Source organism: Sulfitobacter sp. W074, from assembly GCF_025142275.1.
GTDB classification, from domain to species: Bacteria; Pseudomonadota; Alphaproteobacteria; order Rhodobacterales; family Rhodobacteraceae; genus Sulfitobacter; species Sulfitobacter profundi.
In genome coordinates this window covers 1,628,117-1,649,879 of the sequence record NZ_CP081130.1, presented here as the reverse complement: position 1 = coordinate 1,649,879, position 21,763 = coordinate 1,628,117, and the positions used below count along the sequence as shown (strand labels likewise).

Genomic DNA, 21,763 nt, shown 5'->3' with positions numbered 1-21,763 from the left:
GTCATCGCTTTACCTCTCGTTGGTTTTCCCCAACCGAGCAGGCACAAAAAAACGACCACCGGGTCACCCCGGGGCCGTTCGCCCATGTCTTCTAGCGTGTCATAAGTTCTACGTCAGGCCGTGCGCAAAGTCAAGAAAAACTGTGTTAACAAGACCTTACGCCGCCGCGCGGAGACCCCCATCGGCAAGCAAAAACCCCGCTGTCTCCAGCGGGGTCTCTAGTCGTTTCAGTTACCACCTGTTGAGGCATTCCCCGCCGCTTCCGCGCCGCGCTCCGCCTCGATCTGACGCCAACGCGCCACGTTGCGGTTATGCTCATCCAAGGTCTCGGCAAAAGCGTGCCCCCCGGTGCCATCCGCCACGAAGAAGACGAAATCCGTCTCCGCCGGTTGCGCCGCAGCCATCAAGCTTGCACGGCCTGGGTTGGCAATAGGGGTCGGCGGCAGACCGTTGATTACATAGGTGTTCCACGGCGTCTCTGCCCGCAGCTCAGAGCGGCGCAAACCGCGGCCCAACACGCCCTTACCCTCGGTCACACCATAGATTACCGTCGGGTCCGTTTGCAGACGCATGCCTTGGTTCAGACGGTTCACGAAAACGCTCGCCACCTGCTCACGCTCCGCCGCCACACCGGTTTCCTTTTCGATGATCGAGGCAAGGATCAACAGTTCCTCCGGCGTCTCAATGGGCAGATCAGGGTCGCGCGCTTCAAAGGCCTGCGCCAACAGCACCCGCTGCGCTGCCGTCATCCGCGCGATCACCTCGGCGCGGTCATCACCGGGACGCACTTCATAACTGTCTGGCGCAAGGCTGCCCTCAGCGGGGAGGTCTTCAACCTCACCGGTCAATTGCTCGACCTGTTTCAGCGCTTCGACAACCTGCCAGCTTGTCACGCCCTCGGCCAATGCCACCCGAAACCGCGTGTCGTTCTTGCTAGAGATTTCGGAGTATGCCTCAGGGGTCTCTTCCTCACCCGGCGTGAACTCCGCGCGCTCAACAAACCGGCTTGTGACCGGGTCCAACTCGCGGACCTGCACGCTTACGCGGTTCACGCCCACGCGGTACACAACCTCGGTGCCGCAGGTGCTGGCCCCGCCTTGGGTCACGATATCCACGATCCCCTGCATCGACGTGCCGGGCTGCACAAGAAAGCTGCCCGCTTTCAGGCTGCTCGACTTCTCCTCGTAATCCGCGCCCATGCGAAAGAGCGCGGGCGAAGAGACCGCGCCCTGTTCCTCAAGGCTCTGGCTGACCTGCCGCATGTTCGAGCCGCGCTCGACCTGCACACAGATCGCCTGCTCCAATGGCCCTTCGGAGACATAGGTCGTCTTGCCCCAGAGGATGATCCCCCCAAGCAGAAACAGGCCGACCAACAGAAACGTCACGGCGTTAGAAGCGATATGACGCCACATTTAGCGGACTTTCCCAAACAGTACCGATGCGTTTGTGCCGCCAAAGCCGAACGAATTGCTCAGCGCCACGTCGATCTTGCGCTCGACCTTTTTGTTCGGCGCCAGATCAATCGGTGTCTCAACCGCTGGGTTATCAAGGTTGATGGTCGGCGGTGCCACCTGATCGCGGATCGCGAGCATGCAGAAAATCGCCTCAATCGCGCCAGCAGCCCCCAAAAGGTGTCCTGTCGCGGATTTGGTAGAGGACATGGTGACCTTGTCCGCCGCATCGCCCATCAAACGCTCAACCGCTCCCAACTCGATGGTGTCGGCCATGGTCGAGGTGCCATGCGCGTTGATGTAATCCACATCCGCTGGCTCAAGACCCGCGTTCTTCAGCGCCGCACGCATGGAACGTTCGCCACCTTCGCCGTCTTCCGATGGAGCCGTGATGTGATGCGCGTCGCCCGACAGGCCATAGCCCAGCACTTCGGCATAGATTTTTGCACCGCGCGCCTTGGCGTGCTCATACTCTTCCAGCACCACGATGCCCGCGCCCTCGCCCATAACGAAACCGTCACGGTCTATGTCATAGGGGCGGCTGGCTTTCTTGGGGTCGTCGCCGCGTTTGGTCGACAGCGCCTTACAAGCGTTGAAACCCGCCATCCCAATCTCACAAATCGCCGCCTCTGCGCCGCCTGCAATCATCACATCCGCATCGCCGTATTTAATCAGACGCGCCGCATCACCGATGGCATGCGCCCCGGTGGAGCAGGCGGTCACGACCGAATGGTTCGGCCCCTTGAAACCGTAGCGGATCGAGACCTGACCCGAGATCAGGTTGATCAACGCGCCGGGCACGAAGAACGGGCTCACGCGGCGCGGACCCTTTTCGGCCATCATCACGGCGGTATTGGCAATGGAGTTCAACCCGCCGATGCCCGAGCCGATCAACACGCCGGTGCGCTCTTGATCTTCCTTCTCGGTTGGCAACCAACCCGAATCCTCAACCGCCTGCTGGGCGGCGGCCATGCCGAACAGAATGAAGGTATCTACCTTCCGCTGCTCTTTCGGCTCCATGTATTTGTTTGCGTCAAAGGTGCCATCGCTGCCATCGCCCAAAGGCACTTCGCAGGCGTATTGGGTCACCAATTTGCTGGGATCAAAGCCGGTGATCGGTCCGGCCCCGGATTGCCCATCAAGGATCCGTTTCCAGCTTTCTTCCACGCCGTCCGCGAGGGGGGTAACCAAACCCAAACCCGTTACTACAACTCTGCGCATCTTAGTGCCCCTTGCCGATAATCTCTCGGCGAACCTCTTACCCTGCAAAAGCCTGTAGGCACAAGCATATCGGCGGTGGTCCGCAGGCATAGCACAAAAATGCCGATCCTCTGATTCACGCGGCTATTGCCCCGAATGACGGGATTGCGGCAGGCTCACCCCGGCGGGCCGCGCCGGGTTAACAAATGTACAGGGCCGCCCTCAGTGCTTGCCTCACGTAGCGGCTGATATCCAAGCGCGCCCGCGATCCGCAATGCCGCTTCGTTCTTGGCAGAGATCACACAAACCGTCCGCCCCGTGATGACCCGATCAAACCACTCATGCGCCGCCCGCGCTGCTTCAACCCCTAAACGCTGATCCTGTGCCTGTGGGGCCAAGACCAGTCGCGCTTCGGGGTAAGTATCGAAATCCTCACCAAAATTGCGCGAGCCAAAGACGAAACCGGTTTGGCCCAACATCTCTCTCTGCCGATGAAGTTGCACCGCCCACTGCCCAAATCCCGTGATCTGCCAATGGCCTGCATTGCGCAGGAAGGCGTCCCAAGATTGCGCCTTCGCCCGAGGCCGATCAAGTATCCGGTCCGCCACACCTGGCATCGCCCAGATCTCGGCGTAACGCTCAAAATCCTCGGCCCGCATGGCACGCAGGGTCAGTCTGGCTGTGTTGATGGTCGGGATCGTTCGGGACATGGGGTGAATTGCCTTCACACTTGAAACTTCTTGGCGAAGACATGCGGCCTCAGCACCAGAGGGACAAGCCCAGCCCGTTGCGGCAAATAAAAACGGCGTCATTCCGCTAGGAACAACGCCGCTTTCAAATCTCAATTCTGCCGGTTGCCCGGCAAAGCCTTAGGAGGCTTCTTTGATGAACTTGACCGCATCGCCAACGGTCTGGATGTTCTCAGCGGCGTCATCGGGGATCTCGATGCCGAACTCTTCTTCGAACGCCATCACCAGTTCCACTGTGTCAAGGCTGTCAGCGCCGAGATCGTCGATGAACGACGCATTCTCAGTCACTTTGTCCTCTTCCACGCTCAGGTGTTCTACAACGATCTTTTTCACGCGGTCTGCGACGTCGCTCATAATAAGTCCTCATGTCTTCGGGCCATTCAGGCCCCTTTTGGTTTCCGCCCGCCGATGATCAGCGTTTGGAGGATGCCCCAAAAGGGGCGGCTATTTTCCTTGTTCGCACAAGGCGGAGGGGGCAATCAAGCACCCTTCGTTTCGATTCTGCGCCCCCTTTAGCACATGCCGAAGGCTTGGCAAACGCTATTGCAGCGCAGGGTCACAACATGGCCATACCGCCGTTCACATGCAAGGTGGTCCCTGTCACATAAGCGGCCTCGGCACTGGAAAGATAGACCACGGCGGCGGCGATCTCATCCGGATCGCCCATGCGACCGGCGGGAATTTGCCCCATGATTCCAGACTTTTGCTCGTCCGTCAGCTTGTCTGTCATGGCGGTGGTGATAAAGCCCGGTGCCACGGCATTCACCGTGATCCCACGGCTTGCCACCTCATAGGCCAGCGACTTGGACATGCCCACAACACCCGCTTTGGAGGCCGCATAGTTTGCTTGACCGGGGTTGCCCGTGGCCCCCACCACGCTTGAGATATTCACGATCCGGCCCCAACGCGCCTTCATCATCCCGCGCATCACGCCTTTGCACAGCTTAAACGTCGCGGTCAGGTTCACATTCAGCACCGAATTCCATTCATCATCCGACATGCGCATGAACAAGTTATCGCGCGTGATCCCGGCGTTGTTCACCAGAATGTCGACCGAGCCCATCGCCTCAGCCGCTTGTTTCGGCAGGGCATCGACGGCTTCCATGTCGCTCAGGTTACAAGGCAGCACATGCGCCCGCTCGCCCAATTCGGCCTTCAGCGCCTCCAACGGTTCGGTCCGCGTGCCCGACAGCCCGACGGTCGCGCCTTGGGCATGCAATTTGCGGGCGATATCCGCGCCAATGCCGCCCGAAGCGCCAGTGATCAGGGCATTCTTTCCTGTAAGATCGAACATGTCTCTTCCTTTATTCTATCAGTCAGGGCCGCGTCAGCAGCCCGTAGCGGCGAATTTCATCCGCTGTCATCCTGTGTATCCCGTCAGATGGCGCGGCCTGCAAGGTAAACCAGTAAAAGCCGTCATTGCCTAGCATCTCGGCCATATAGCGCCGTGTCATCTGGTGTTTGGGCGATTGCCGTGGGTAGCTGCTGCCTTCGCGGTAACCATTGCGCCAGCTGTGCACGCGCAATGCCGCCGCCGGTGCCATACGCCGTTCAGCCCCGGCGATGAACAACTCAACACCCCCGGAATCAACCACACTATTCGCCCGCAGCTCAGTCGCCAGCCCCGCTGCGCGAATCTGACGCCCCATCCGGTGCGTCGCCTTGGCATCAATCGAGCCGTCGATCTGCCCCAGTACCACCGTATCAATTCGCCGGTTCTCGGCCAGATGGCGCGCGAAAGTCGCAGGCGTACGGCTAGTAATGGTGCCAGAAATTAGCAGATACGGCCCCTGAACCTGCATCCGCGTGCCATCACTGGCGTTTTCAATCGTGCCACAGGCCACGACCGAAAGCAGCAGCGCAAAGGCAGCGATCAGCCGCATCACGCCTCCGCTCCCAAAGGTGTCCGCTCTCCGGCGAGATAGCCCAGCACATCGACCACATCAAAGGCCAGCGAGATCAGCAAAGTCACCAAAATCACGCGAATGATCCAACGCGCGGCAATCGGCATGGCGTCTTTTGCCTGTTTGCGGAACAGATAGACCGCCAGCGGCCCCCAGATCAGCAAATGCGGCAGGCCAAGCAGTTTGACGTATCCCATCTGCCGAAACATCCCGTAAACCGCAGCGCCGGTCAGGATGCTCGCCAAAACGGCAATCACCCCGACCCTGCGGCTTTGCGGCCAGATCAGCAGCGCCAGCGGCAAGACGGCCACAGCAAAGACCAACCAGTTGAACCACCAGATCAGCCATTCCGGCAGCAGCGTCAGGGTTTCTTGCATCGTCATCTCGGCCCTCCGGGGCGTTACGCCTCTTTCGCGGCTGTGACCTCATCCGGCGTGCCGATGCTGCGGGTGGCGACGGATTTGTCGATCCGGCGGATCATGCCCGACAGCGCCTTGCCCGCGCCGATCTCCCATGCTTCGGTCACGCCCTGCGCGGCCATCCACTCAACCGAAGACCGCCAGCGCACCCGGCCTGTGACCTGCTCGACCAGCAACTCGCGAATCTTCGCGGCATCGGTGACGGCCTGCGCAGTGACATTGGCGACCAGCGGCACGACGGGATCATTAAACGTAACCTCACCCAAAGCGCGCGCCATCTCATCCGCCGCAGGCCCCATCAACGGGCAATGGAAAGGCGCAGAGACCGGCAGCAGCAACGCGCGTTTGGCGCCAGCATCCTTGGCCATGGCCACGGCACGTTCCACTGCGGCTTTGTGGCCCGACAATACGTTCTGGCTGGGGTCGTTCTCATTGGCGACCTGACAGACCTCGCCTTCGGCGGCGGCTTCGGCCAGTTTCTCGGTCTCTTCGATGCCAAGGCCAAGGATCGCCGCCATGGCCCCCTCACCCACTGGGACAGCGGCCTGCATCGCCTTGCCGCGAATGCGGAGCAGCCGTGCGGTGTCGGCTAGCGACAGCGACCCTGCGGCGCAAAGCGCGGAATATTCGCCAAGACTATGGCCCGCCACAAAGGCCGCTTTGCCAACCTCGATCCCTTCGGCCTTCAGCGCGGCCATCGCCGCCATCGACGTGGCCATCAACGCAGGCTGGGCGTTCTGTGTGAGGGTCAGCGTCTCGATGTCCCCCTCCCAGATCAGGTCAGACAGTTTTTCGCCAAGGGCGTCATCGACTTCTTGGAAAACGGCGCGGGCTTCAGGATAGGCTTCGGCCAGATCGCGGCCCATGCCGATGGTCTGGGCACCCTGGCCCGGGAAAACGAATGCAATGCTCATGGTTGCGGCCTCTCTTATGCGTTTTGCCTGATGTATCCTCTGCGCCCCAGCCGAACAAGCCTTGCCGCAGGCGCTTGGGGCTTGCCGTGCGGCGCAAACCGTGTATACGGGCGCTTCCTTGCAAAGCATATGAACCGCGCAGACTCTCGTGGTGGGGTCGCAAGGATTTTGCCCCGCCTATGAAATGCGCCTTGATATAAATATAGGAGTGCACATGCCGCTATATGAGCATGTTATGATTGCGCGTCAGGACCTGTCCAACACGCAAGCAGAAGGCCTCATCGAACACTTTGGCACCGTCCTCGCGGACAACGACGGCAAGCTCGTCGACAGCGAGTACTGGGGCGTCAAAACGATGGCCTACAAGATCAACAAAAACCGCAAGGGCCACTATGCCTTCCTGCGTTCGGACGCCCCTGCGACCGCCGTGCAGGAAATGGAACGCCTGATGCGCCTGCATGATGACGTGATGCGCGTTCTGACCATCAAAGTTGATGAGCACAAAGAACTGCCGTCCGTACAGATGCAAAAGCGTGACGAGCGGCCCGACCGCCGCGAACGCCGTTGATCAACGCTTGAAGAAAAGGACTTAAATCATGGCTGCAAAACCATTTTTCCGTCGTCGTAAAGTGTGCCCTTTCTCGGGCGACAACGCACCTGCGATTGACTACAAGGACACACGTCTGCTGCAACGCTACATCTCTGAGCGTGGCAAGATCGTTCCTTCCCGTATCACCGCCGTATCGGCCAAGAAGCAACGCGAACTGGCCCGTGCCATCAAACGCGCTCGTTTCCTCGCCCTGCTGCCCTACGCCGTTAAGTAAGGAGAGAGCACATGCAAGTTATCCTTCTGGAACGTGTGGCCAAACTGGGCCAGATGGGCGAAGTCGTCGACGTGAAGTCGGGCTACGCTCGCAACTACCTTCTGCCCCAAGGCAAGGCGCTGTCGGCCTCCAAGGCCAACGTCGAAGCCTTCGAAGGTCAGAAAGCCCAACTTGAGGCGCAAAACCTCGAGACCAAAAAAGAAGCCGAAGCCATGTCGGAAAAGCTGAACGGTCAGCAATTCGTCGTGATTCGCTCTGCTTCCGACGCTGGCGCGCTTTATGGCTCTGTCACCACACGTGACGCCGCCGAAGCTGCAACAGCCGAAGGTTTCTCGGTCGATCGCAAGCAGGTTGTTCTGGGGCAGCCCATCAAAGATCTGGGTGTCCACGAAGTTCAGGTTGTTCTGCACCCCGAAGTGACCGCCACAATCGAGCTGAACGTTGCACGTTCGCCCGAAGAGGCCGAGCTTCAGGCGTCGGGCAAATCGATTCAGGAACTGGCCGCCGAAGAGGAAGCCGCAGCTGAATTCGAGATCTCCGAACTCTTCGACGACATCGGCTCTGCCGCTGACGAAGACGGCGACTCGGACGTGGTGCGCACCCCTGAGGGCGACGCGCAGGACGACAGCAACAGCTGATCCGACCCGATTTGACATGAAACGCCGCGCGGCTTTCCGCGCGGCGTTTTTTTATGCGCTAGCCTGTCGCAAGGCCCGTCTGCACCTCTCGCGCGAAATCCTGTAAAAACAGTCCATTCTGTGCTATGCTACCTCCATTCAGCATGGAGGATGACACATGCGTTACATCACCATCACCACCTGGGAGATCGCCGACGGGGCGGATTACGACGTGGCCCTACGCGCCATCGAAGAAAAGCGCCTGCCCGCCCTCAAAAGCTTTGGCGCTAGCCGCGTTACCGTGGTCCGCACCTCTGAGCGCACCAGTGCCGCAATCACCGAATGGCCCGACAAGGCCACGCGCGACGCTGCCGAACTCAAGATCGACGAGGTTCGCCGCTCGGTGAAGCGCGAAGATCAGACCCGCATGACCGGTGAAATGAAAGGCGAAATCGTCGCCGACGTCTAAGCGTGGCGGAAAGCCGCGCTTTGCGCCCCAACCGCTGGGCAAGGGGCCGCGTATGTTTTGCCGACCCGCTTGCCCGAAAGGCCCGCAGCGGTGATCTTCGCGCCGATATAACAAGCCTCGGTGCATCATGCCTCAGACAACACGCCGCATGTTTCTCTCTTTCATCGCTGCCAGTACGATCACCGCGTGCAGCGCTGCGCCCGAAGTCTCCCCCACGCCCCCGCAGCGCCCGGCCCTGCCCCTGCACCCGAATGAGACACCCGACCTGCGGCGCAAGATCAACCACTGGGCCGACTTCTACGATCTGCCGCGCCCTCTGGTTCATCGTCTGGCCATCCGCGAAAGCACCCATAACCCGCGCGCCCGCAACGGCCCATATTACGGCCTGCTGCAAATCCTGCCCGCCACCGCCCGCTCCATGGGGTTCCAAGGCAGCGCGTCTGACCTTTTGGACGCCGACACCAATCTGAAATACGCCCTGAAATACCTGCGCGGCGCTTGGCTTTTGTCCGACGGAGACCACGGCACCGCCATCAAGTGGTACGCCCGCGGCTATTATTACGAAGCCAAGAAACGCGGTATGCTGGTGGAAACCGGCCTGAGGGGCGGGTGATTAATTTTTAGGCTTGCGCGGCCTCTCGCTTCGCCGCAGGTAGGTGTTAATCACGTTAAGAAGGAACGCCGCATGACCCTCCGCCTCAACCGCCGTCACTTTCTCGCCGGCTCTGCCGGACTGCTGGCCCTTCACCCCTTCTCTCTCCGCGCTGCCGCCAATCAAGCGCACCTGCGACTGATGGAGACGACGGATCTGCATGTGCATGTCTTTCCCTATGACTATTACGCCGACAAAGAGGTCGACACCGTCGGGCTTTCCCGCACCGCCAGCATCGTCAAGTCGATCCGCGCCGAGGCGACCAATACGCTGATGCTCGACAACGGCGACTTCCTGCAGGGCAACCCGATGGGCGACTACATCGCCTATGAGCGCGGCATGAAAGAAGGCGACATGCATCCGGTGATCCAAGCGATGAATACGCTTGGCTTTGACGCCTCGACCTTGGGCAATCATGAATTCAACTACGGACTTGATTTCTTGATGAAATCCCTCGCCGGGGCCGACTTCCCGGTGGTCAGCGCCAATGTCGTCAAAAAGGTCGGGGCCAAGCCCAGTGACGATGACACGCTGGTCAAACCCTATGTCTTACTGGACCGAATGTTGACCGATGGCGCGGGCGAGGCCCATCCAATCAAGATCGGCATCATCGGCTTTGTCCCGCCGCAGATCATGGCATGGGACCGCCGCCATCTCGAAGGCAAAGTGCAGGCGCGCGACATCCTCGAGACCGCCCGCGCTTGGGTGCCGCAGATGAAAGAGGCTGGCGCCGATATCATCATCGCGCTGTCGCATTCGGGCATTGGGGCCGCCAAAGAAGAAGACATGATGGAGAACGCTTCCGTCCCCCTCGCCGCCGTTGAGGGGATCGACGCCATCATGACCGGGCACAGCCACCTCGTCTTCCCCTCGGGCAGCTATGCGGACTATCCCGGCGTGGATGTGAGCGCCGGCACGATCCACGGCAAGCCCGCCACCATGGGCGGCTTCTGGGGCAGCCATCTGGGCCTTATCGACCTGATGTTGGAACGCGACGCGGGCGGTTGGCGCATCGCCAGCCACAGCGCCGAGGCGCGGGCCATTTCGCAGCGCAACGAAGACCGCTCGGTCATGCCGCTGGTGGAAAGCGACGCAGAGGTTCTGGCCTCGGTTCAGCAAGACCATGACGAAACGCTCGCCTATGTCCGCCGCGCCGTTGGCAAGACCGACGCCAATCTACACAGCTATTTCGCGCTGGTGGCCGATGATCCGTCGGTGCAGGTCGTCTCAAACGCGCAGCGCTGGTACATCGCACAGATGCTGAAAGGGACCGAGCATGAGGGGCTGCCGATCCTGTCTGCCGCCGCCCCCTTCAAGGCCGGTGGCCGGGGCGGGCCAGAGTATTACACCGATGTCCCCAAGGGTGATGTGGCGATCAAGAATGTGGCTGACCTCTACCTCTATCCCAACACCGCCCGCGCCGTGCGCGTCACCGGTGCGCAGGTGAAGGATTGGCTTGAGCGGTCAGCGGGCATGTTCAACCAGATCACCCCCGGCGAAGCCAACCAGCCGCTGCTGAACCCAGAGTTCCCCAGCTACAACTTCGATGTGATCGACGGCGTAAGCTATCAGATCGACCTCAGCCAGCCGTCCAAATTCGGCCCCAAGGGAACCGTGGCGAACTCTGAGGCGAACCGGATCGTGAACCTTGAGTTCGAAGGGCAACCGCTTGATCCCAATGCCGAATTCATCATCGCCACTAACAACTACCGCGCCAGCGGTGGCGGCGCATTCCCCGGCGCGAAAGGCGATACCATCGTCTTTGAAGGGCCCGACACCAACCGCGACGTGATCGTACGCTATATCGTCGAAAAAGGCACCATCAGCCCCCGCGCCGATGGCAACTGGCGCTTTGCCCCGATGGAGGGCACCAGCGTGATGTTCGAAACCGGACCGAAGGCCGCGGATTACATGGATGAGGTGACCGGCGTGGTGATGGAGCAGGTCAGCGATACGGAAAACGGCTTCGCCCAGTTCCGGATCACGTTGTAAGCTGTACGAGTTGGGGGCGGTCTAGAGCGGGCCGCCTCTCTCCGCCGCCACTCAAGTTTCGACGTTGCCACAGAGGGCATCACCCTCCCCGGGGGGCGTTGCTACGCTTGGGTTCCCCGGTAATATGCCGAAACCGCTAACGCGCCAACCATCTGACGTTGCAAAATCGCCCTCCGGAGGGAAAGCGATGCCTGGTGTACCACCGGGGTGGGACATCTGTGATCCGTGGCTGATGTTCCTGCCAAGGTTCGGTAAACCTTCTGGCTCAGTCATTGGAGGCGGCAAGAAGGCCAGCAAACCGACTCTCACCACTACCAAGTTTCAACATAGCGAAACCGCCCTCTGCAACTGAGGGTGATGCCCGCCATCCCGCCGGACGGCCCATTTCAACAACAACACCCCCCAAACGAAACAAGGGCGACGGTTGCCCGTCGCCCCTGCCCCGTAATCCGATCCGGTAAGACTTATTCGTCTTCCAGTTCCTCAACAGCCTTCTGCAGCTCTTCTTTCGAGATTTCTTTCTCGGTCACTTTGGCCTGTTCGACCACGTGATCGACAACCTTGTCCTCAAAGATCGGCGCGCGCATCTGCTGCTGCATCTGTTGGTTTTGCTGAACGAATTCAAAGAACTGGCGCTCTTGACCCGGGTACTGACGCGCCTGGTTCATGATCGCTTGGGTCATCTCGGCGTCGGTCACCTGAACGTCGGCCTTCTGGCCCAGTTCGGCCAGCAGCAGGCCAAGACGCACACGGCGCTCGGCCAGTGTCTTGTGCTCGTCTGAGGGCTCGATCTCGGGGTGATCGTGGCCTTCTACGTCAGGGTTTTCCTCGTGCCACAGCTGATGTGCGATCTGCTTGGCTTCGGCGTCAACCAGCGAGGGCGGCAGGTCAAAGCTTACTTCTTTGTCCAGCGCGTCCAGCAGGTTACGCTTCATCACGGCGCGCGAGGCACCGGCGTATTCCGCTTCCAGACGCTCGGCGATCTGACCTTTCAGCGCGCCGAGATCCTCGGCACCGAATTTCTTTGCCATCTCGTCGTTCACTTCAGCAGCGACGGGCTCTTTCACTTCTTTGACGGTGCAAGCGAAGGTCGCTTCCTTACCGGCCAGATGCTCGGCCTGATACTCTTCGGGGAAGTTCACGACGACGGACTTTTCTTCGCCCGCCTTAACGCCGACCAGCTGCTCTTCGAAGCCGGGGATGAAGGAGTTAGAACCCAGAACCAGCGGGTAATCTTCGGCAGCGCCACCTTCGAATTCTTCACCGTCGACGGAGCCTTTGAAGTCGATCACAACCTGATCGCCATCTTCCGCCTTGGCGCCCTCTTTGCGGGCTTTGAAGTCTTGTGCGGTTTCGGCAAGGCTTGCCAGCGCTTCTTCGACGGCGGCGTCATCGGCCTTAACGACCATCTTTTCCAGCTCGATCTTGCTCAGATCGACTTCGGGGATTTCCGGCAGCTTTTCGTAAGCCATGGAGACCTCGACGTCGTCGCCTTCTTTCCAGTCCTCATTGGTCATTTTGACCTCGGGCTGCATCGCGGGGCGGTCGCCGGACGTCTCAAAATGCTCTGCCATGGCGCCATCGATGCTTTCCTGCATCGCTTCGCCCATGATCCGCTGGCCGAACTGCTTTTTCAACAGCGCCATGGGAACCTTGCCCTTGCGGAAGCCCTTCATCTCGACTTCGGGCTGCGCTTCGGCCAGCTTTTCGTTGACCTTGGCTTCGAGTTCGGCGGCGGTCACGGTGATGTTGTAACCGCGTTTCAGACCTTCGTTCAGCGTCTCGTTGACCTGCATGTGTGCTCCATAGGGTAAGGCCGCGCGGCGGGGGCGCGGGCGAAAATTTGTGCCCTTCTATGGGGGTTGAACCGCCTGCGCAAGGGGGTCCGCGGCCCATCGCACCACATCCGCAGAAAACGCCCCCGCCCCCACGGCGGAACCCGCCCAGACCTCAGACCAAGAGCACCGCAATATAGCCCGCATAGGCCAATGCAAAGGTCGCCCCCTGACCGCGCGTGACGCGCCCGCCAAAGGCCGCGCAGGCGATCAGCGCCACGCTGGCCCCCAGCATCACCCAGATGTCGAGTGTGGCGATCTGAGCGGCCACATTGACCGGCTGGATCACCGCCGTGACCCCCAGCACACCAAGGATGTTAAAGATATTGGAGCCGACCACGTTGCCCAAAGCCACATCGCTCTGCCCGCGCCGGGCGGCGATGACCGATGTGACCAATTCCGGCATCGAAGTCCCCACTGCCACGATGGTCAACCCGATCACCGCCTCAGAGAGCCCCACGGCCTGCGCCAAGGCGACCGATCCCGTGACCAAAAAGCGAGCCGAGACGATGGTTAGAACCAGCCCACCCAACAACCACAATAACGCCAGCCCGATCCGTGCTTGATCCGGCAAAGGCTCCGCCGCCTGCTGGCTGTTTCGATCACTGCGAAAGGTATAAATCAGATAGGTCGCCAACCCCACGAGGGCCAAAATCCCCGCCAGCCGGTCGATGCGGCCCAGCATCACGAGGCCCAGACAAAGCAAGCTTGCCGCCAGCATCACTGTCCCGTCGCGCGCAAAGCTGCGCCGCGCGATGCCAATCGGCGCGATCAGTGCGGCAAGGCCGAGAATCAGCAGAATATTCGCGATGTTCGACCCGACGACATTGCCAAGCGCGATGTCCGGTGCCCCCAGCAAAGCCGCCTGAACAGAAGTCACCAATTCAGGCGCCGAAGTGCCAAACCCCACGACCGTCAGACCGATCACCAGTGGCGATAGCCCAACCCGCTGCGCCAGCGCCACCGCACCGCGCACCAGATACTCACCACCGAGCACGAGCCCCAGCAAACCGCCAAGGACAAACAAAATGTTCACGAGAAAAACTCACCGGTCTCAGACCATCGGGCGTCGCGGAGACCGCGCAGACGCCCGATGCAAATGGGCACGGGTGACCGGCATTCAAGGCCGCGCGGAAAATTCAGTTCCGCTGCGGCCGGGCGCTCACATGCCCAAGGCTTCTTTATACATCTCCATCACCGCTTCTTCTTCGGCGATGTCGTCCTTGTCACGCTTGCGCAGGGCGATCACCTTGCGCAGCACTTTGGTGTCGTAGCCACGCGATTTCGCTTCGGACATCACCTCTTTTTGCTGCTCGGCGAGGTCTTTCTTTTCGGCGTCCAAACGCTCGATCCGCTCGACGAACTGGCGCAGCTCATTGGCGGTGACCCGGTAGGTCGCATCGCCTTGGGATTCGACGACATCGGGGTTGGTGCTGGTATCGCTCATGGAAAGTCCTCACGGATTGGCTGGCTCTGGCGGGTGTGACTACAGGCTGGATGCCCAGCCCGCAAGCGGGACTTGCCCCCCTTGGCGGTTTGGCGTAGCTCTGCCGCCATGGAAAGCGCAAACACATCTATTTTCGATCTCATGGTCTGGGGCGGCGCGGGTCTGTCCCTTCTGGGATTGCTCGGTCTTGGCTGGTGCATCGTCAAAGTGAGCCGTGCCAAACGCGCGCAGCTGGACGATGAGGCGATGCGCGTTGTATTGCGCAAAGTGGTGCCGTTGAACATGGGCGCGCTGTTTCTATCCGTCATCGGCCTGATGATGGTGATTTTGGGCATCTCTCTGGGCTGATCGAGGCGGCTGATCGGCGGGCGGTCGCGGCGGGTCTTAGCCGTCTCTGGACAGGGCCGCTGCATCTGCTTAAATCGACGCATGGATATTCGCCAAATCACCCCCCGCTATTTCGTCGCCCCGCAGATCGAGCCCGATGACATGGAAAACCTGCGCGCCCAAGGCATCACCCGCATTCTGTGCAACCGCCCCGATGCGGAAGTGCCGCCCAGCCACCAAGCCGCCGCCATGCGCGAGGCGGCCGAGGCCGCAGGCATCGCCTTTGCCGAACAGCCGCTGACCCATCAAACCATGACCCCCGATGTCATTGCCAACAACCGCGCGCTTGGGGTTGAAACGGATGACACCGTGCTGGCCTATTGCGCCTCTGGCACCCGTTCGACCATCGCTTGGGCGTTGGGTCAGGCCGGGGAGATGGACAGCGACGCGATCATCGAAGCGGCGCGTCAGGGGGGCTATGACCTTGAGAACATGCGCCCGATGCTGGGCCAGAGCTACAGCTAAGACCGCGTATCGGCCCCGACCACGGGGCCGACTACTGGGTCGGTGTCCTTTGCAGGCGGTGTCAGGACGCTCTGCGGCAATTGCACCCGGAACGCCGTGCCGGGCACATTCCCTAAAAAGCTGATCTCGCCACCCAATCGGCACATGATCTCGCGACAGATGGCAAGGCCGAGCCCTGCGCCATCGCCCTCTCCGGTGATGCGCGAAAATTTCTCGAAAATCAGCGCCTCTGAGCCCGCGTCGATCCCGTGGCCGTTGTCGACGAAATCGATCACCAGCCCCTGCGCCGTGACCTGTGCCGAGATCACCAGTTGCGGCTGATCTGCAGCGCAGTATTTGCGCGCATTGGTAACAAGGTTGATGAACACCTGCACCAGCCGGTCGAGGTCGCTGGTCAGGGTGATATCCTCAGCCTGCGGATCGCGCAGCACTTTAAGCGGTCGCGTGGCCCCGGCCTGCGCAGTGGTCACCGCCAGATCAAGCAGATCGCGCAGCTTGCCCTCCCGCTGGTTCAGCGTCACCTGCCCGTTCTCCAGCACAGACAGGTCCAGCAGATCGTCCAAGAGCCGGGTCAGGCGGATCGTCTCGCTGTGGATGATCGTGGCGTAGCGATTCTTATCCGCGTCCGTGAGACCCGGCGCGTCGCGTAGGATTTCCGAAAACGATCGGATCGACGTCATCGGCGTGCGCAATTCATGGCTGATCTGGCTCAGAAAACTGTCCTTTTGCAGCGACAATTGAGTGAGCTTTTCATTCGCCGCGCGCAGCTGCGCCGCCGTTTCGGTCAACTCGCGCGATTTGGTTTCAAGCTGGCTGGAATACTCCAACATCTGCGCGGATTCGTCGGCCACGGCGAGCAGGTCTTGCACCGAAACAGACGCCCCGCCGACGATCTGCGCCACCATCGCATGGGCCGTCGCCGCCCCGACAGAGGCCGCCAACTCCCGCTCCAACGCCTGCACGAATCGCGGTGTGGGTTCCGGCAAGCGTTGCCCCTGCCCCTGCCGCTCGGCCTCACGGGTGAAAAACGCCTGCGCCTCTCGCGCGCCCAAGATCCGCTGCGCCATGATCATCAGGTCTTCGCTGCCCGCGACCGATGCCGTCCACCCCCGCGCCGGGCCGGAGTGGTCAAAGACATTGACGAATTGCGCGCCCTGAAGCCGCTCCAGCGGCGCGGGGAAACTGAAAAGTGAGACGACCACAAAAACCAGCGTGTTCAGCGCAAGGCTCCAGACCACCGCATGCACGGTCGGATCGATCCCGGCGATGCCGAACAGCGCCTCGGGGCGCAGCCATGCCAGCCCCCAAAGCCCGCTCTCCAAGGTCGCGCTCGACAATGCCACATCCGCGCCGAAACTGGGCAGCAGCATGGTGAAAACCCAGAGCACAAAACCCGTGCCCAGCCCACAAAGCGCGCCTGCCCGCGTGGCACCGCGCCAGAGCACGCCGCCCAGCATCGCTGGCAAAAACTGCGCCACCCCGCCGAAAGAGATCGTGCCAATTGCCGCCAGCGCCCCGCTGCCGCCCGAGGCGCGGTAGTAAAGATAGCCCAAGCCTACCACGCAAAAGATCGACAGCCGCCGCGCGAGGATCACGATATTGCGTACATCTCCCGACTGCGTGGCCCCATCGCGCCGCAGCGCCAGCCAGATCGGCATGACGATGTGGTTGCTGACCATCGTTGATAGCGCCAGCGTGGCGACGATCACCATCGACGTGGCCGAGGAAAAACCGCCCAAGAAGGACAGCATCGCCAGCCCGTTCTGCCCTTGGCTAAGCGGCAGACTGAGGACAAACAGATCGGGGTTCGCGCCTTCAGGCATCAAGTCCAGCCCCACAACCGCGATTGGCACGACGAAAAGGCTCATCAGCATCAGATAAAGCGGGAAGGCCCAACTGGCGATCTGCAACTGGCGCTCGTCGTCATTCTCAACGACCATCACCTGAAACATGCGCGGCAGGCACAAAAGCGCGGCCCCCGAAAGGACCGTCAGCGCGGCCCAACGGCTGCCCTGCACCTCCCACTGGCCAATGTCCGAGGCATCGATCCGCGCCAAGGTCTCACCCAAGCCTCCGGCAAGACCCCAGATCACGTAGATACCGACCGCCACCAGCGCCAGCAGCTTGACCACAGCCTCCACCGCGATGGCGATGACAACGCCGTGGTGCCGCTCGTTCACGTTCAGGTTCCGTGTGCCGAAAAGCACCGTAAACAGCGTCAGCCCCGCCGCCACCCACAGGGCGGCCTGCCCGCGGTTGATGACATCGCCCCCCGCCTCGGCCAGCGGCACATCGGGGGCGGCGAAAATCGACAGAGACAAGATAACTGATTGCAATTGCAGCGCAATATAGGGCGTCACGCCGATCACGGCCATGACCGTCACCACGATCGCCAGCGTGTTGGATTTGCCGTAGCGCGACGAAATCAGGTCAGCGATTGAGGTCACCCGGTGGCTCCGCCCGATGCGCACCAGCCGTCGCAAGCCCCACCACCAGCCGATCATCACCAGCGACGGGCCGAGGTAGATCGTCACATACTCCAACCCTGAGCGCGCGGCGTAGCCCACCGCGCCGTAAAAGGTCCAAGCGGTGCAGTAGATCGACAGCGACAGGGTATAGACCAACGGCGAGCGCAGCAGCCAGCCGCCCTGCCCGCGCAGGGCCGCGCGTTCGGCGGCAAAGGCCACGATGAACAGCCCCGCGACATACATCAGACAGACCGCGACCAACTGGTTGAGCGACACCATCAGCGCGGCCCGTCTTTGGTATCGGCACCCCCGTCCGACGCCACATCGCGCGTGCGCCGCCAGAGCGCCCATGTCGCCAAGATCAGCAACGCCCAAACCCCAAAGAGATAGCGCAGCGCCACGCTCATCGCGATTGTCGGCTTGCTGGGTTCGAGGGTGGCGTCAGGCAGGATCTCTGGCACGGGCCACAACAACGGCACCATCCACAGCATCAGCCCCAGAAACGGCAGCAACCGCACCGCATCCATCATGCGCCGCTGGCGGTAGCCGCGTTTTTCCAAAAAGATCGGAGGGCGTGGCATGGTGGGTTAACTGGCGATCAGGTCGCGCACCGCGTCCAGCATCTCTGAGTTCGAAAACGGCTTGGTCATAAAGCGGCTGACCCCGGCCTTCTCGGCCATGGCGCGGTCCCGGCTTTGGCCGCGCGCGGTCAGCATCAGAACCGGCAATTCCCCCATCGCCGGGTCGCCGCGCAGCTCATCGAGTATTTCAAACCCGCTTTTGCCCGGCAGCATGACATCCAGCATCACCAAATCGGGCGATGCCTTGCGGATCACCTCTACCGCACCCGATCCATTGGCCAGCGTCTCCACCCGCCAGCCCTCTTGGCCCAACAAAAAGCGGATGGCCTCGGCGATATTCACCTCGTCCTCCACCAGAACTACGAGTTTGCTCATCGGCAAAAAATCTCCCCCTCGGTGTACGTTCGCCCCGTCTTGTTGCGGGGTCACGCGCACCGGGGCGAGCATGCATCGGTTTGGCAGCGCTGTCAAAAACTGCCTGAACCCCTGCTAGATTCCGTCGCGCAGGATCGACGGTTCCCGCCGCGCGCGGCATCCTTCGACCGGACAGATACGGCAGGTTGCGCCCACGGGCTGCGCGGGGGCCGCACCCGAAGGCACCGGCAGAAGCAGCATTACCGATTGGCTCAAGGGCGGCGTGTTATAGGCGGCGGCAGCCTGAACCTCGCAGGTCGCAATGGCCTCAAACTGCGCCTGCCCCCGGCCCATCTGCATGACGCGGGATTTCACTACCAGCCCCGGCTGGCCCTGCACCGCGAACAGCGGCCAAAGCGGGCAGCAAGCGCCAAAACGCGGCACGGTGAAGCCATCAATCGACTTGGCGAATGTCACACTGCCCGACCGGTCACAAACCACCAGCCCCGCGCCCAGATCGGGCAGTGAGGCCAAGCGACGCAGCACCCGGCCCATCGGCTGGTCCAACCGGCGCGCCAATTCGGCTGGGTCATGGCCCGTCTCCTCAACGGTCCGCTCCAAACGCGCCAAGGGCAACGCCGCCGCGTCCCGCGCGATCTGCTGCAACACCCCCGTCGCGATATGCTGCGCGGCCTTGGTCTTGAGCGCATCGGCCTGCGCCACAAGCGCCGCGATTGCCTCTTGCGGGGCGCGGGCCTGCTCCAACGGGTCAAAGCGGTAGTCATGCGCGGCGAGGAAGGTTTCCACCTCCGCCTGCGGGGAATGGGCCACCTCACGGGTCTCGGCGGCATTGTCGAAATAGGTGACCAGCGCCTGCGCGCTGTCGGACAGGCGGCGGCTGTCTTGGTGGATATTCGTGTGAAACCTGTCGCGCCATTCGGGTTGCAGACTGTCCGTCTCTGCCAAGATAGAGGCGGTCGAGCGGATGGCGGCGGCCGTACTCAGCAATTCATGCATCGACGTGGCAAGCTGCGGGTCATGGGCCAAACGGTCAGACAGCGCCTCAACCGTCTGCTCTAGGGCCGCGATGCGACGCTGGCTGCTGGCAAGCACCTTGGCCCAGCCCGGAAACCGCCCGGCAAATTCATCCGCCCGGTCACTCTCGGGCCCGGTAAGCGCTGCATCCTCTGCCGCTTCGCGCAGTGTGGCGATCAGCGCGGCTTCGGCCCCTTCGGTCAACGCCTGCGGCTCGACACCAAGCGCATGGGCGATATTGAGCAACAGCTTCCCGCCGATTCTGCGCCGGTTGTGTTCGATGAGGTTCAGATAGCTGGCCGAGATCCCGCTTTGTTGTGCCAGTTCGGCCTGTTTCAGCCCCGCCATCACGCGCCGCTCACGGATGCGGCTGCCGGTCAGCCCCTCACGCATGGGACCGCGCCGCCCGATAATTCATGCGTTGTTTCAAGGTCTTTCTGCGGCGCAACATCATATTCTTTACAAACCTCCCTGGACGGTTGCGAATATATTTACAAAAAAATCGTTTCGATCAAGCGCCTTATTGATCGGTTTTCAGTTTCCGCGCCATAGTTTCTTTGCACTATTGCGTGTTGTGGCATCGGGGGGAGGTTCCGGTGCCGCGACTTACAAAAATGGGAGGACTTCATGTCGTTTACGAAACTGACACGCCGCGGGCTGATTCAGACCGGCGCGGTTGCCGGTGCAGGGTTGGCGCTGCCGACCTATCTGCGCGCCGAGGCGCACGCGGGCTTTACCAATGCCCCCACGGGCAGCACGGTCACGCTGGGCTTTAACGTGCCCCAGACCGGCCCCTATGCCGAAGAAGGGCTGGACGAGTTGCGCGCCCAAGAGCTTGCGGTCGAGCACCTTAATGGCGGGGGCGACGGCGGCATGATGAACACCTTCAGCTCCAAGGCGCTGAAAGGGAACGGCATTCTGGGCAAGAAGGTCGAATATGTCACTGGTGACACCCAGACCAAATCCGACGCCGCCCGCGCATCCGCCAAGGCGATGATCGAAAAAGACGGCGCTGTGATGATCAACGGCGGCTCGTCCTCAGGCGTGGCCGTGGCGGTTCAGGGCCTGTGTCAGGAAGCGGGCGTGATCTTCATGGCCGGTCTGACACACTCCAACGACACCACGGGCAAAGACAAAAAGGCCAATGGTTTCCGTCACTTCTTTAACGGTTACATGTCCGCCGCCGCCCTCGCGCCGGTGCTGAAAAACGCTTACGGCGAGGACCGCCGCGCGTACCATCTGACAGCCGACTACACATGGGGCTGGACCCAGCAGGAATCCATCGCCGCCGCGACCGAAGCGATGGGCTGGGAGACCGTGAACAACGTGCTGACGCCGCTGGCGAGCACGGATTTCAGCTCCTACATTGCGCCGGTTCTGAACTCCGGTGCCGATGTGCTGGTGCTGAACCACTACGGCGGAAACATGGTGAACTCGCTCACCAACGCGGTGCAGTTCGGCCTGCTGGACAAAGAAGTGAACGGCAAGAAATTCGAGATCGTCGTGCCGCTTTATTCCGAGCTTATGGCCGCGGGTGCCGGTGCCAACGTGCAAGGTGTTATCGGCTCGATGAACTGGAACTGGCAGTTACAGGATGAAGGCTCCAAAGCCTTTGTGAAATCCTTTGGTGAGAAATATGGCCGTCCGCCTTCCAACTCCGCACACACCTGCTACGTGCAGACGCTGCTCTATGCGGATGCGGTGGAACGTGCGGGCACCTTCAACCCCTGCGGTGTCGTTGAAGCGCTCGAAGATTTCGAGTTCGACGGTCTGGGCAACGGTCCGGTGCTGTATCGTGGCGACGACCACCAGTGTTTCAAAGACGTGCTGGTCATGAAAGGCAAGGAAAACCCGACCAACGAATATGACACGCTGGAGATCGTCGAGGTCACCCCGCGTGCACAGGTCGAATACGCCCCGGATCACCCCATGTTCGCCGGCGGCGAATTGGGCAAGTGCAACCCGGGCGCCTGATCCACTGAACCTTTGGGGGCGCATCG

At 61.3% G+C, this 21,763-nt stretch carries 24 protein-coding genes; 9 read left to right on the top strand and 15 right to left on the bottom strand.

All coding sequences use genetic code 11. From position 1 onward, the window contains the following. Positions 1-227: 227 nt before the first annotated feature. The 8 genes from mltG to fabD all read right to left on the bottom strand — a co-directional run bounded on the left by mltG (position 228) and on the right by fabD (position 6,637). Positions 228-1,412 (bottom strand): endolytic transglycosylase MltG, encoded by a 1,185-nt coding sequence (gene mltG, locus K3762_RS08150; RefSeq protein WP_132443559.1) that lies wholly within the window; start codon positions 1,410-1,412, stop codon positions 228-230. Continuing rightward, on the bottom strand, positions 1,413-2,672 hold the full coding sequence (gene fabF, locus K3762_RS08145; protein WP_132443560.1) for a beta-ketoacyl-ACP synthase II: 1,260 nt from the start codon (positions 2,670-2,672) through the stop codon (positions 1,413-1,415). A gap of 155 nt (positions 2,673-2,827) precedes the next feature. Then, the gene (locus tag K3762_RS08140) at positions 2,828-3,361 is read right to left on the bottom strand and encodes a GNAT family N-acetyltransferase (protein ID WP_132443561.1); all 534 of its coding nucleotides are present in this window, start codon (positions 3,359-3,361) and stop codon (positions 2,828-2,830) included. Between the two features lie 159 nt (positions 3,362-3,520). Beyond that, complete coding sequence (locus K3762_RS08135) at positions 3,521-3,754, bottom strand: acyl carrier protein (protein WP_067261852.1); 234 nt, start codon at positions 3,752-3,754, stop codon at positions 3,521-3,523. A gap of 202 nt (positions 3,755-3,956) precedes the next feature. Next, entirely contained in the window at positions 3,957-4,694 is a 738-nt protein-coding gene (gene fabG, locus K3762_RS08130) for a 3-oxoacyl-[acyl-carrier-protein] reductase (protein WP_067626654.1), read from the bottom strand. A 22-nt stretch (positions 4,695-4,716) separates the two neighbouring features. After that, the gene (locus K3762_RS08125) at positions 4,717-5,283 is read right to left on the bottom strand and encodes a hypothetical protein (RefSeq protein WP_132443562.1); all 567 of its coding nucleotides are present in this window, start codon (positions 5,281-5,283) and stop codon (positions 4,717-4,719) included. Then, positions 5,283-5,687, bottom strand: a complete 405-nt coding sequence (locus tag K3762_RS08120; protein WP_132443563.1) for a hypothetical protein — start codon at positions 5,685-5,687, stop codon at positions 5,283-5,285. Before K3762_RS08120 ends, K3762_RS08125 begins: the two co-directional genes overlap by 1 nt. Positions 5,688-5,704: 17 nt before the next feature. Next, a complete protein-coding gene (gene fabD / locus K3762_RS08115; protein WP_132443564.1) occupies positions 5,705-6,637 on the bottom strand; it encodes an ACP S-malonyltransferase in 933 nt (310 codons plus the stop codon). A 214-nt stretch (positions 6,638-6,851) separates the two neighbouring features. On the opposite strand from fabD, the gene rpsF reads away from it, so the two are divergent. From rpsF to K3762_RS08085, 6 genes are all read left to right on the top strand, one after another. Next, positions 6,852-7,205: a 30S ribosomal protein S6 gene (gene rpsF / locus K3762_RS08110; RefSeq protein WP_007119975.1), complete on the top strand. Its 354-nt coding sequence runs from the start codon at positions 6,852-6,854 to the stop codon at positions 7,203-7,205. Between the two features lie 28 nt (positions 7,206-7,233). Continuing rightward, positions 7,234-7,461: a 30S ribosomal protein S18 gene (rpsR, locus tag K3762_RS08105; RefSeq protein ID WP_005852865.1), complete on the top strand. Its 228-nt coding sequence runs from the start codon at positions 7,234-7,236 to the stop codon at positions 7,459-7,461. An 11-nt stretch (positions 7,462-7,472) separates the two neighbouring features. Next, positions 7,473-8,099: a 50S ribosomal protein L9 gene (rplI, locus tag K3762_RS08100; protein ID WP_120350864.1), complete on the top strand. Its 627-nt coding sequence runs from the start codon at positions 7,473-7,475 to the stop codon at positions 8,097-8,099. A gap of 157 nt (positions 8,100-8,256) precedes the next feature. Continuing rightward, positions 8,257-8,547, top strand: coding sequence for a hypothetical protein (locus K3762_RS08095; RefSeq protein ID WP_067626666.1), 291 nt, complete (start codon positions 8,257-8,259; stop codon positions 8,545-8,547). A 127-nt stretch (positions 8,548-8,674) separates the two neighbouring features. After that, positions 8,675-9,160 carry a lytic transglycosylase domain-containing protein gene (locus tag K3762_RS08090; protein WP_240791532.1) on the top strand — a complete coding sequence of 162 codons (486 nt, stop codon included), beginning with the start codon at positions 8,675-8,677 and terminating at the stop codon, positions 9,158-9,160. Positions 9,161-9,232: 72 nt separating this feature from the next. Next, positions 9,233-11,191: a bifunctional 2',3'-cyclic-nucleotide 2'-phosphodiesterase/3'-nucleotidase gene (locus K3762_RS08085; RefSeq protein ID WP_260012699.1), complete on the top strand. Its 1,959-nt coding sequence runs from the start codon at positions 9,233-9,235 to the stop codon at positions 11,189-11,191. 464 nt (positions 11,192-11,655) lie between these two features. Here K3762_RS08085 and tig read toward each other — a convergent pair whose 3' ends face one another. From tig to K3762_RS08070, 3 genes are all read right to left on the bottom strand, one after another. Beyond that, complete coding sequence (gene tig, locus K3762_RS08080) at positions 11,656-12,987, bottom strand: trigger factor (RefSeq protein ID WP_260012697.1); 1,332 nt, start codon at positions 12,985-12,987, stop codon at positions 11,656-11,658. A gap of 154 nt (positions 12,988-13,141) precedes the next feature. Then, positions 13,142-14,062 carry a calcium/sodium antiporter gene (locus tag K3762_RS08075; protein WP_132443566.1) on the bottom strand — a complete coding sequence of 307 codons (921 nt, stop codon included), beginning with the start codon at positions 14,060-14,062 and terminating at the stop codon, positions 13,142-13,144. Positions 14,063-14,188: 126 nt separating this feature from the next. Then, positions 14,189-14,473 (bottom strand): DUF2312 domain-containing protein, encoded by a 285-nt coding sequence (locus K3762_RS08070; RefSeq protein ID WP_067938722.1) that lies wholly within the window; start codon positions 14,471-14,473, stop codon positions 14,189-14,191. A 108-nt stretch (positions 14,474-14,581) separates the two neighbouring features. On the opposite strand from K3762_RS08070, the gene K3762_RS08065 reads away from it, so the two are divergent. Next, positions 14,582-14,821, top strand: a complete 240-nt coding sequence (locus K3762_RS08065) for a hypothetical protein (RefSeq protein WP_205570913.1) — start codon at positions 14,582-14,584, stop codon at positions 14,819-14,821. An 81-nt stretch (positions 14,822-14,902) separates the two neighbouring features. Further along, positions 14,903-15,325 (top strand): TIGR01244 family sulfur transferase, encoded by a 423-nt coding sequence (locus K3762_RS08060; RefSeq protein WP_132443567.1) that lies wholly within the window; start codon positions 14,903-14,905, stop codon positions 15,323-15,325. On the opposite strand, the gene K3762_RS08055 is transcribed toward K3762_RS08060, so the two are convergent. From K3762_RS08055 to K3762_RS08040, 4 genes are all read right to left on the bottom strand, one after another. Beyond that, positions 15,322-18,072, bottom strand: a complete 2,751-nt coding sequence (locus K3762_RS08055) for an ATP-binding protein (protein ID WP_260012695.1) — start codon at positions 18,070-18,072, stop codon at positions 15,322-15,324. The genes K3762_RS08060 and K3762_RS08055 overlap by 4 nt on opposite strands. Then, positions 18,072-18,374 (bottom strand): hypothetical protein, encoded by a 303-nt coding sequence (locus tag K3762_RS08050; RefSeq protein ID WP_260012692.1) that lies wholly within the window; start codon positions 18,372-18,374, stop codon positions 18,072-18,074. The genes K3762_RS08055 and K3762_RS08050 overlap by 1 nt, the downstream gene beginning before the upstream one ends. Before the next feature lie 6 nt (positions 18,375-18,380). Further along, positions 18,381-18,749: a response regulator transcription factor gene (locus K3762_RS08045; RefSeq protein ID WP_067628389.1), complete on the bottom strand. Its 369-nt coding sequence runs from the start codon at positions 18,747-18,749 to the stop codon at positions 18,381-18,383. Between the two features lie 114 nt (positions 18,750-18,863). After that, the gene (locus tag K3762_RS08040; protein ID WP_260012689.1) at positions 18,864-20,156 is read right to left on the bottom strand and encodes a helix-turn-helix domain-containing protein; all 1,293 of its coding nucleotides are present in this window, start codon (positions 20,154-20,156) and stop codon (positions 18,864-18,866) included. A 234-nt stretch (positions 20,157-20,390) separates the two neighbouring features. Here K3762_RS08040 and K3762_RS08035 point away from each other — a divergent pair, with 234 nt between their 5' ends. Further along, the gene (locus tag K3762_RS08035; RefSeq protein WP_067628327.1) at positions 20,391-21,737 is read left to right on the top strand and encodes a substrate-binding protein; all 1,347 of its coding nucleotides are present in this window, start codon (positions 20,391-20,393) and stop codon (positions 21,735-21,737) included. Positions 21,738-21,763 lie beyond the last annotated feature (26 nt).